This window comes from Streptococcus sp. 5004 (assembly GCF_013276755.1).
Lineage (GTDB): Bacteria > Bacillota > Bacilli > Lactobacillales > Streptococcaceae > Streptococcus.
Genome location: NZ_VMLP01000002.1, coordinates 84,684 through 96,197, shown reverse-complemented (window position 1 = coordinate 96,197; position 11,514 = coordinate 84,684). Strand labels below are relative to the sequence as shown.

The following is an 11,514-nucleotide window of genomic DNA, read 5'->3' as shown; positions in this document are numbered from 1 at the left end:
TCTACTCCAAGGTGAAGCTAACGTGGTTTGAAGAGATTTTCGAAGAATATAAGTTGGATCCTAACAAATTGATTTCTGAGTCTAATCTATATAAGAAAATGAGCATCTCCAACTACGAGAATGCTCATTTTTTAGGATTGTATAGGCAAATTTTACATCTGTTTCAAACGTTCAATCCGTTCTGAGATAGGTGGGTGGGTATAAAAAAGTTTTTGGAACCCTCCCCCTTTCTTGGGATCATTGATATAAAGTGCGCTGCTGGCATCATCAACAGGACGACTCATTGGTTTACTATTATCCAACTTATGTAGAGCATTGATCATTCCTTGTGGATTGCGGGTCAACTCGACACTGGAAGCATCAGCTAGGAATTCCCTCTGGCGAGAAATAGCTAGTTGCACCAAGGTTGCAGCAAGAGGGGCCAGCACAATAGCTAGTAGGGAAACCACGAGCATAATAATTTCTAATCCATTTCCATCTCGATCATCGTCACTTCGTCTGCGACCTGCTCCACCCCACCACATCATACGACCTGCCATACTAGAAAGCATGGTGATAGCACTAGCAAGGGCAACAGCAATAGTCGAAATGCGGATATCGTAATTACGAATATGACTGACTTCATGTCCCATAACAGCTTCTAGTTCTTCACGATTCATGATAGCTAGGAGACCTGATGTCGCAGCAACCGCTGCGTTTTGAGGGTTAGAGCCTGTCGCAAAGGCATTTAAGGCTGGATCATCAATGATGAAAACACGGGGCATAGGAATCTGAGCGACCATAGCCATATCTTCCACTACATGGTAGAGGTCTGGTGCCGTTTGCTCATCAACCTCACGCGCGCCATTCATAGACATGACAATCTCTGTCGATTGAAAAATCATGGACAAGGCATAGATAAAGCCTATAATCAGTGCGATAACCAAACCACCAAACCCAGAACGCATAAAGAGGTAACCAACCGCATAGCCAACAAGAGCTAAGAGTAGGAAAAATACCAGCAACAAAATCCAGGTTTTTCGTTTATTGCTTGCAATTTGATCAAACAACATCTTAGTCACCTAAACCGCTAAAATCAACTTTAGGAACTGCCTTTTCCTCTTCTGGTGTTTGAAGGAAATCTGCTGCTTTAAATCCAAACATTCCAGCGATAATATTGCTTGGGAAAGTTTCTAATTTTACATTGTAGTTGCTTACAACACTGTTGTAGAGTTGACGAGAGTAAGAAATTTTATTTTCTGTGTTTGTCAACTCCTCTTGCAATTTAACAAAGTTTGTACTAGCTTTCAAATCTGGATAGCTTTCTGCAACTGCAAAAATACCTGAAACCTGACGAGTAAGGGCATCACTAGCTTTCATAGCTTCTGCTGGTGAAGTCGCTGCCGCCACTTGGTTACGAAGTTCTGCCACCTTTTCGAGGGTAGAACCTTCATATTTAGCATAACCTTTTACAGTCTCAATCAAGTTTGGCAAGAGGTCATTTCGACGTTTCAACTGAACATCAATCTGGCTCCAAGCCTCCTTTGTTTGCATACGATTCTTAACCAAACCGTTATAGCTAACAATCACAAAAATAACAATAAGAGCGATAACTCCAAGAATAATCCAAGTCATGATATAAGTCCTTTCTGCTTTTAGATTAGTACCAGTATATCAAATTTTTTATGATTGTGGTAAAATAAGATGATACTAAAGAAGGAAATAACTATGAAACCAGAAACATTTTACAACTTGCTTGCCGAGCAAAATCTTCCACTTTCGTACCAGCAAAAAAAACAATTTGAACGTTATTTTGAACTCTTGGTCGAGTGGAATGAAAAGATTAATTTAACAGCCATTACGGACAAGGATGAAGTTTATCTCAAACATTTTTACGATTCGATTGCACCCATCCTTCAAGGTTTGATTCCTAATGAAACTATCAAACTTCTTGATATTGGAGCTGGGGCAGGATTTCCTAGTCTACCAATGAAAATCCTCTATCCTCAGTTAAATGTAACTATCATTGATTCTCTAAATAAGCGCATCAACTTCCTCCAACTTTTGGCTCAAGAACTGGATTTGGACGGTGTTCATTTCTACCATGGACGTGCCGAAGATTTTGCCCAAGACAAGAACTTCCGTGCTCAATATGATTTTGTAACAGCTCGTGCGGTTGCCCGCATGCAGGTTTTATCTGAATTGACTATTCCCTACCTTAAAGTTGGCGGAAAACTATTGGCGCTCAAGGCCAGCAATGCTCCTGAGGAATTATTAGAAGCTAAGAATGCCCTCAACCTCCTTTTTAGTAAGGTCGAAGACAATCTCAGCTACGCCCTACCAAATGGAGATCCGCGTTACATCACAGTGGTAGAAAAGAAAAAGGAAACACCAAATAAATATCCACGTAAGGCTGGCATGCCAAATAAACGCCCGCTTTAATCTTTTTAGTAAAAAAATATTTACAAAGTTTGCAATTTTTGCTATACTATCACAAGCAAAGGTTTTTAATGTCATCCCGTGAGGTGACGAAGACGCAGAAATATTTGAAACTCTTTAAAATCTAAATTTTAAAGAAGTCTTACTCTGAGGGCCTATTGCTGTAAAATAATGGGCTCTTTTTTGATGCCCAAAAGTGAGGTTTATATGAAACAAGAATCAACTGTTGATTTGTTACTAGACGTTGACCAACGTCCTTCGGCTGGAAAAGGAATTCTCCTTAGTTTCCAACACGTTTTCGCCATGTTTGGTGCGACCATCTTGGTACCATTGATTTTGGGAATGCCCGTATCTGTTGCCCTTTTTGCTTCAGGTGTCGGGACACTCATCTACATGATTGCTACTGGATTTAAAGTTCCAGTTTATCTAGGTTCTTCATTTGCCTTTATCACAGCTATGTCACTGGCTATGAAAGAAATGGGTGGTGATGTATCTGCTGCCCAAACAGGGGTTATCTTGACTGGTTTGGTCTATGTCCTTGTTGCTACCAGCATCCGATTTGTAGGAACAAAATGGATTGATAAACTCTTGCCACCAATCATTATCGGTCCTATGATCATCGTTATCGGTCTTGGACTTGCAGGTTCAGCTGTTACCAATGCAGGGCTTGTAGCAGACGGAAATTGGAAAAATGCTCTGGTAGCCGTTGTTACGTTCTTGATTGCTGCCTTTATCAATACAAAAGGAAAAGGCTTCCTACGAATCATTCCATTCCTCTTTGCCATTATCGGTGGTTACCTCTTCGCACTAACTCTTGGATTGGTTGACTTTACACCAGTTCTAAAAGCTAACTGGTTTGAAATCCCTGGCTTCTACTTGCCATTTAGCACAGGTGGTGCCTTTAAAGAATACAATCTTTACTTCGGTCCAGAAACCATTGCCATCTTGCCAATCGCTATCGTAACAATTTCTGAACACATCGGCGACCATACTGTTTTGGGTCAAATCTGTGGCCGTCAATTCTTGAAAGAACCAGGTCTTCACCGTACTCTTCTTGGTGACGGTATCGCAACTTCTGTTTCTGCCTTCCTTGGTGGACCAGCCAATACAACTTATGGAGAAAATACAGGGGTTATCGGTATGACTCGTATCGCTTCTGTCTCAGTTATCCGTAACGCTGCCTTCATCGCAATTGCCCTTAGCTTCCTTGGCAAATTCACTGCCTTGATTTCAACTATTCCAAACTCTGTACTTGGTGGTATGTCAATTCTTCTCTATGGAGTTATCGCCAGCAACGGTTTGAAAGTCTTGATCAAAGAACGTGTTGATTTCGCTCAAATGCGTAACCTAATCATCGCAAGTGCTATGTTGGTCCTTGGACTTGGAGGAGCTATCCTTAAACTTGGTCCAGTTACCCTTTCAGGAACTGCCCTATCAGCCATGACAGGAATCATCTTGAACTTGATCTTGCCATACGAAAATAAAGACTAAGAGACTTGACGCAGAAAGAGAATGAACAAAAACGAGCTTCTCTTTACTAACCCCAAAAAGTTGCACAAATAATTATTGAAAGGATTTAGTTCTGTACTGCACAAGACTAAGTCCTTTTATAGTAAAATGAAGCAAAACAGTACATCATGTGGTATCGTCTGAAACAAGAACAAGACAAAAGAGCCTCAAAAAAAGGTATTGCAACTTGGCAATACCTTTTTGAGGTGCTTTTTGAAAGCCATCAAATGGTGACTTTTCAGAGGGAGCAAAAAACTGTCCTCTTTATATTTTAAACATTTAAATGTCTTCTTTAAACAGTTTATTAAAGAAACCGTCTGTGTTTTTAAGAAGGGCTTTGAATACCTTAGATTTAAGAGCAACAGTGTGAGAGAAGTCATCTGGTTTCTTCAAATCTTCTTCAACTGCTTTAACAAAGATATCCTTCAATTGTGTATAGTTGGTAATTTGACGACCATCAATTTCAATAGTTTCAAATCCTTTTTCTGCTTTTGATTTAACCTCTTTGAACCATTCTTTTTTCCACTCTTCAAGATTATTGAATTTATCCTTAGAAACTTTCTTAATAATGAAATCATCACCTAAGAGACCTTTATTGTCGTTATTAGCGGCGCCTTGATGTTTGCTTGAAACATAATCAATGAATCCATGTTCGTATCCATAGTAACCCCACATACGGAAGGCATTGTGCTTAAATGATAATGAACCTGGGGCACCTTTACTTGTATTACCACCATAAATACCAGCCATCATTTGAACATTAACATATGCTGAATTAGGCCTAAAGTCCTCTGGTCGGAATATACCATTACCTGGATTATTATGTTTGGTCATAAAGTTATTATCAACCAAATCGTTAATACTTGATAATTTCTTAGAACTCTCTTCTTGATTTAAGTCACGCACTTTGTCCCATTGGTGAGGACCACTTAGTTTATTTCTATCCATTGGTCGACGTATTTCACGGTCAATTTTCTTGAACCACTTGCTATTGTCACCATTTAATTTTGGAATTACAGCATCTGCTTCAACATAATCCAACATCATTAACGCTTCATTGTAGTTCTTCATGTAGCGATCAATATCTTCACGAGTTTTAAGTTTATCAGGATTATAATTGTACCATTGGTTACCATCATTTTGACGTTCAAATGCCATATTTAATCCAAGTGCGCCGTATTCACCTTGATGTCCGTGTTCTGCTGGAGTTTGTAACATACCCTGAGCAAATGCTTCAAGGTCTGTACCTTGTCGATGTCTATGGCCTCCCAGATATGCCATTCGGTCATTTACGTGGGTAGTTTCATGTGTAAAGGCAGATGTGCCGTATTCACTTATTAAATTCGACATAACAAAATATACAGCATCCATAGGCTGTGGATCAGCAAAGATGTAAGCATAGGCTCCATATCCAGGTTTATAAGCATGATACTTATCAATACGCCCAAAGAATTCACGAATAGGTGCATAATCCGGTTTATCTTTTCGATGGCCAAATCTATCAGGCCAGCCACCTGGAGCGTTATGATTATCCCATACAGGAGTTGGAACTACATTTTGACTCTTAAGAAGTTTATCGCGGACATTATCAGTAGCAAGACGTGACCAAAAATCTAAGTAATTAACTTGCTCTTTGGCACGTAGATTAATCTCTTTTTTAAAGGCTTCACGTTCTTCTTCAGTATTTTTGTTGTATTTTTCAAACGAACTAAATGAGATAGTATTATACGTTGAAATCATAAATAAATGTGCATTTTTCAAGTTAAGAAGAGGTAAAATCATACGCCCATGCTGCCCATTATTAATTCCTTCGTATAGACGATATTTTTTGTTGGCAAATGCAGGGTTCGTTGATGGTTGTTCAACTACATACGCGTTCTTTTCAATAGCTTTCTTAAACCAGTCATTTATATCTGTATGGTTAGTGAATAGCTTCATATTGTAATGTAAGAATCCATTTAATTCATTTATTCCGATTGTTCCACCTATAGTTTCACGATAAGCTTCTAAAGTTCTATCTCCTTTAACATTTCTTTCATTTGAACCAATTTTGATTAAGAAATCTAAAACATCAACATTCTTACCATAAAAATCAGGTTTAAACATCATAATATCTTTAATTGATAACTCATCGTATTTAAAACCATAATATTGATTTAAGTAGGCCAGCCCCATCATGATTTTAGCTTTATTATCTTCTACTTTCTTGAGTAAAGCACGCTCAACTACTTCCCCACCATTTAACTGATGATCTTCATTTTCTAAAATCTGACTAACAAGTTTTTCTAAGTTTCCTTTTACTTCTTCAAAGCTTTCTTCTAAATACAATCCTTTAATGTACTCAGTCTTCTTCTCAGGAGTGTTTTGCCAAGGCTTCTCACGTTTATCCATCAAAGCACGAACTTCATCTGAAAGTAAGGTAACACTAGCTAACTTCTCTTTAATACCGCTTGCTAACTGGTTACGATTCTTCATAACCATATTTGGAGTATAGACAATGTTTTGACCTGCTACATCATACTCTTTTACTTGAGCTACTTTAGAGTCAGTTTTAGCAGTTACAGCTAACTCTTCTTTTGTACCATCAGAATAGTGAACCATAATCTTATCAATATCCGATAAATCAGTGACAAATTGCCCTGCTTTCATACCTGTTACAGACAGAACAGTTTTCTTAACAAGATTGGAATCATCTGTTAACTTATTCCCTTGGTTTACAATCCACTCTTTGTTATAAAATGGTTGCAGTTTTTCCAAGTTTCGATAAGCTAGGTTTCTTGTTTCTTGGTAGTCCTGAATCGCTTTATATTCAGAATCTCTATCAACGATACGATTTAACTTGTTTACGACAGGATCTTGAATAGTAAAGGTGTTGGCTGTGATATTCATCTTAGCGATTTTAGCATCTGCTTCGGCTTGAGAGATACCAGTAATACGATTTGAATGTTTGTAGGAAGATAAACCACTTGCAACACCATTTACATAATTTACACGTTTGATATTATCTAATCCAAAATATTGGTCATTATCATTCAAGGCTGGTGAACCATAGACAATTTCACCATTATTTACTTTAAGCATTGTTACGACGTCTTCAATAACACCCCAGTTAAAGTTGTTATGAATTACACCTCCACTTTCGCCATGCTGAATCAAATTCATAGTACCTTTTATTACAGCATTTCGGAGAAATCCTTTTTTACCTACTGTCATCGAGTCAATACCATGATCTAGTTTACCAATTAAACCACCATATTTAGATTTATTGGCACTAATCTTAGCATCAACGTAAGCTTTATCAACGTTACTTATCCAACTTTCGCTGACAAGTCCACCAGACCACCAGCCTTTATCTCCAAGACTGTTAATCTTACCAATAAAAGCTACATTGCGCATATTAGCTTCGTCTAACTTATTAACAGCACCGGTTACATCGTTATTTCCTGTTACTGAACCTACTACTTTGATATTCTCAAGGGTAGATTTCTTAAACATATTACCAATAGGTGCAACTTTATCAGCCAAAGGCATATTGATATCTACATTACCTAAGTTAAAGTTTTTAAGTGTAGCACCTTCAGCCTCATTAAACAAAGGTCTTTCTAAGTTATGAATCGTGTACTGATGGTTCTCTACACTTGATAAAGTACCTCTAAACTTAGCCATAACATAAGCTTTACCTGCTGGCTTAACGTTAACTGCATTCAAATCTGCACCAAGTTTAAACTCACCGGTAGGATTTGCTTGCATATCTTTTGCTAAATCATGGAAATTGTAATAAACCTTATCCTCGGTAGCCCTCGGTTTTTCAAGATAATAAGTGTAAATGTCTCTTAACTTACCGTCTTTATCACGTTGAACTAAGTCAGGTGCTTTTGCCGTTACCTTGTAAAGCTGCTTACCTTCTTCAATGACCTCTTCAATCTTATCAATTGCTAAACGAGTCACTTTGTTTTCTCTTGAGGTTACTTTTAAGTAATAGTTGTTAACATCACTTGGAAGAGAAGTTAAATGATTACTATCGCTTTCGACACCGCTTTCGTTTACTTGTACGAGACTGGTGTTTGCAATATCTTTCAACTCAACTTTTTTCAAATCCAAGCGAAGTGGTTTCTCTTCTAATGTTGCAGTTTCTTCTCCCTTACCACGGTCATAGGTCATAGTGGTTTCTATCTTATAGTCTTTGTAGAATTTTAAATCTTCTACCTGCTTATCTAATTGCTCTGAAGTTAAATCTACTGTTTTGACAATTTCATTTCCATCTTTAATTGTCGCAGTAATTTTATTGATCTTGACTCCATCTGTATTAACCAAATGATAAGAAAGATTTGCGGAGCGGTCTAATACATTTGTATCTGTTCGCTCCAAAGTCAAAACAGGAGCCGTTTTTTCTTTAGGCTTTTCTTTTGTACCTTTTACAAGAATTTCAGGCTTCATTTCTTTCAAGATAGTTACTGTTTCAACTGGTTCACTAATTTTTTTGCCATGTAACTCTTCATAGCTAGTAACAATTTGACGTTCGCCATCCTCACCAATTTGTTTAACAGAATTATCGCCTATAAATTTGGTAGGATCAGATTCTTCTATAGTCGTTTTAGAAATAGTCTCGGTCCGGATATCGGTATGTAAAGAAGGCAACTCTTCTCTTTCTGATGCAACTTCTGAAACTGTAGATATTGGTTCAGTATACTCTGGAATGTCGATAACAGGTGGCTCAATCAAGTTTCCATTTTCATCTACTCCTGTTGTACCTACAGGTTCAGTGTATTCTAGTTTCTCATGAACTTCAGGCTCAACAAGGTTTGCACCTATTGGTTGCGTATAGTCAGGCTTCTCATGAACTTCCGCTTCACCTTTATCAGTCACAACTGCTTCTGGCAACTCAGGCTGAACTTCTGGTACGCCTTTATCACTTACTACAGCTTCTGGTAAAGCTGGTTGAACTGCTGGTTCAACAATAGCTCCCGCCTGTACGTCCTTATGTTCTACACCAGTCTCAGGTTGTTCCTTTATAACTTGAGTTTTTTTAGTACCTTTTTCGACTATTCTTGAAACAGGCGCAGTCGTTGAAGTTGAAACAATTTCTCGCGAAACTTCTTCCTTGTTTACAGAGAATATTCTGACGACTTCAACTTTCTTACCTAATTTACCTTCTTGTTTGACTCTTACAGTTCTTTCAGCTAAATCAGGATTTTCTTGAATTTCTTCTTGAAAATCTATTTTTGTCTCTATAGTTTCATCACGATATAAGAGTTCAGGTTTGTTCAATTGACCTGATAAAACTTCATCCTGTGGATTTAATGTATTTACCCCAGTCTTTTCTTTTGGAGAAACCTTCTCCTCTTTCTTCGTCTCTAGATTCTTATGTTCTGCTAATTGTGATTGAGAATTTGAAGATTGTTTCTCTTCTTTTCTTGGATCGGTTAATTCTGTAGAGAGAGGTTTTTCCACTACTTGAACTTCTGTCGGCTTAGTTGAAGAAACAGGTGTTTGTTCCTGAATAGCTTGTACTGTTGATGGATTCTCTACAAAATTCGGTGTAACATTATAATCCACCTTTTGTTGTTTTGTAGGAGTGGCAACTGAACTCTTTTGATTACTTACTTCAGAATCAGAAGTAGTTTTCCCCTCTTTGATATATCCAATATAAGTGTAACCTGAAATCTCTTTAGGAAGAGGTAATTTTTCTCCAGAGGTCAATTCATAGTCCGTATTGTAATTTAGCAAAAGATGATTTTCTAAAGCATGAGCCGATACAAGAACACCGTTTCCTATTCCTGCAACCAATACTAAATGTAATACCGTTTTATTCTTAACTTTTTTCTTGGAAACAGCAAAAATTAAAATTCCCAGAGCAGCTAAGCTAGCACCAGCAACTAAGGCTTGCACCTCATTCTTGCTTCCAGTATTTGGCAATTCCGCCAGTTGATTTTGAGAATTTAACTTATAAACAAGATAATAAGTCTCATCATCATTCTCCACGTATGTCGGAATATCATAGACAAGCTGCTTCTTTTCTTCTGATGATAGCTCTGACTCTGTCACATATTTATAGTGAACTCCTGAAGTTTCTTGAGCATCCACAGATGAACTAGCTAATACAGACATAAAAAATAAACTTGAAATCGTTGCAGATACAAGTCCTACTGATAATTTTCTAAATGAAAAACGCTCTTGTTTTTCACCAAAATATTTTTCCATGATTCCTCCTTGAAATACAATTTATAGATGTTACAAAGACTTTTATTATATTAGTGTATTATCTATAAAAAAGGCAGTATACCTTAATTATACTATTTATTTACCGAAAAGTCTTAAAATTGCGTAGCGTTTTCATACTTTGTTTTATATTATTTTGGGGATACAATAACACCTACCATGGAATTTCCACGGTAGGTGTTACTCATATCAATAATCGTTCTAAAAATGATTTGATGCAGTTGAGGAGAATTCCTTCTATCCAGCTTTCTTGTGCTGAGGATAGATGTTCTGTCTGAAGGCTTTCTTTTAAAAAGTCTCGAACTTGTTCTGGTGCAATTTCAAATTCAAAGGCTTTCATTTTATATAAAAAGTCGAGCAGATGATCTGACAGGTATTGGGTTGAAAAGGGAACTTCTCCGCTTTTTCGATATTCTAATAAGAGGCGAGCAAATCGGGCTTTTTCTTCAGGAAGCTTACGAAAATAGGAATTGAGGAGCCAGGTCTGCTTCTGCTTTCTTTCAATTGGATCCTGACCGGCAATTCGTTGATCTTTTTCCAACTCTTTTTGGTATTGTTTGGCCTTGATAGCCCGTTCTGTCCGATTTTTACCAAAAAGAATTTTCTCCCACTTGCGTTCTTCTTGAGTCAGTGTCTCTGTAAAGCCAAAGTAATCTTGATAAGCCCGCTCTGCTGGGCCCATAGCTAGAACCAGATTGTCTGCATATTGCTTGGCGATTTTATCCCTCTTCTTGCGCTCTTTCTCTGCCTGAATACGGAGTTCTTGTTCGTAGTCAATTTTATCTTTTCCTAGTTTGACAAGGTAGAGTTGGTCATCTGGTTTTCCAAGTAAAAAGGGTTTGATACACTTTTCAAGCACTTCTTCCATCCGAGCCTTTTTCTTTGGCTCCGCCTTGGTCCAACTTCCTCCTTGAAAGACTTCTAGGAAGAGCTGGTAGTCTTTCTCAGGTGAGAACTGATTGCCACGATTGGGTTTAAAAACACCTTTTTCCCAGAGCCACTTTAGAAGACGCTCGTCAAAGTCACTTTTGTTAACCTTGATTTTTTCCTTTTTCTGGGATTTTCTGGTCAGATTTTCAACCTTTCTGAGTAGTTTTTCTTCCTCTTCCAATTGCTGTTCAAGGGTCAATCGATGAAAATGACGAACACAGTCGCTACCAATTGGAAAGAGGCGTTGGCCTGTGACACCGTTAAAGAGTTCATAAGCGTATTTGATAGCATTTCCACAGACACAATTGCTACGGCCGATACCGTTAAAAATCAAGGAAACTTCATTCCATTCCTTGGTAGCTTGTTCCCAAGTATCAGCTTTTGAAGCCTGTAAAACCGCATCATGCAGGGATTTTCTAACTGGAAGTGTCATGAGGT

At 37.8% G+C, this 11,514-nt stretch carries 6 protein-coding genes; 2 read left to right on the top strand and 4 right to left on the bottom strand.

What is annotated here, in order from left to right; all coding sequences use genetic code 11:
• Positions 1-152: 152 nt before the first annotated feature.
• Both htpX and HT685_RS00605 read right to left on the bottom strand, forming a co-directional pair.
• The gene (gene htpX, locus HT685_RS00610) at positions 153-1,052 is read right to left on the bottom strand and encodes a zinc metalloprotease HtpX (RefSeq protein WP_173225928.1); all 900 of its coding nucleotides are present in this window, start codon (positions 1,050-1,052) and stop codon (positions 153-155) included.
• Position 1,053: 1 nt separating this feature from the next.
• On the bottom strand, positions 1,054-1,614 hold the full coding sequence (locus tag HT685_RS00605; RefSeq protein WP_173225926.1) for a LemA family protein: 561 nt from the start codon (positions 1,612-1,614) through the stop codon (positions 1,054-1,056).
• A gap of 93 nt (positions 1,615-1,707) precedes the next feature.
• Between HT685_RS00605 and rsmG the strand changes: the two genes are divergently transcribed.
• Both rsmG and HT685_RS00595 read left to right on the top strand, forming a co-directional pair.
• Positions 1,708-2,421 carry a 16S rRNA (guanine(527)-N(7))-methyltransferase RsmG gene (rsmG, locus tag HT685_RS00600; RefSeq protein ID WP_173225924.1) on the top strand — a complete coding sequence of 238 codons (714 nt, stop codon included), beginning with the start codon at positions 1,708-1,710 and terminating at the stop codon, positions 2,419-2,421.
• Positions 2,422-2,625: 204 nt separating this feature from the next.
• Positions 2,626-3,909 (top strand): solute carrier family 23 protein, encoded by a 1,284-nt coding sequence (locus HT685_RS00595; protein WP_054381824.1) that lies wholly within the window; start codon positions 2,626-2,628, stop codon positions 3,907-3,909.
• 297 nt (positions 3,910-4,206) lie between these two features.
• Here the strand turns inward: HT685_RS00595 and HT685_RS00590 are convergent, their stop codons facing one another.
• Together HT685_RS00590 and HT685_RS00585 are read right to left on the bottom strand one after the other, a co-directional pair.
• On the bottom strand, positions 4,207-10,128 hold the full coding sequence (locus tag HT685_RS00590; protein WP_173251701.1) for an SIALI-17 repeat-containing surface protein: 5,922 nt from the start codon (positions 10,126-10,128) through the stop codon (positions 4,207-4,209).
• A 202-nt stretch (positions 10,129-10,330) separates the two neighbouring features.
• The gene (locus tag HT685_RS00585; protein WP_173225920.1) at positions 10,331-11,509 is read right to left on the bottom strand and encodes a hypothetical protein; all 1,179 of its coding nucleotides are present in this window, start codon (positions 11,507-11,509) and stop codon (positions 10,331-10,333) included.
• Positions 11,510-11,514 lie beyond the last annotated feature (5 nt).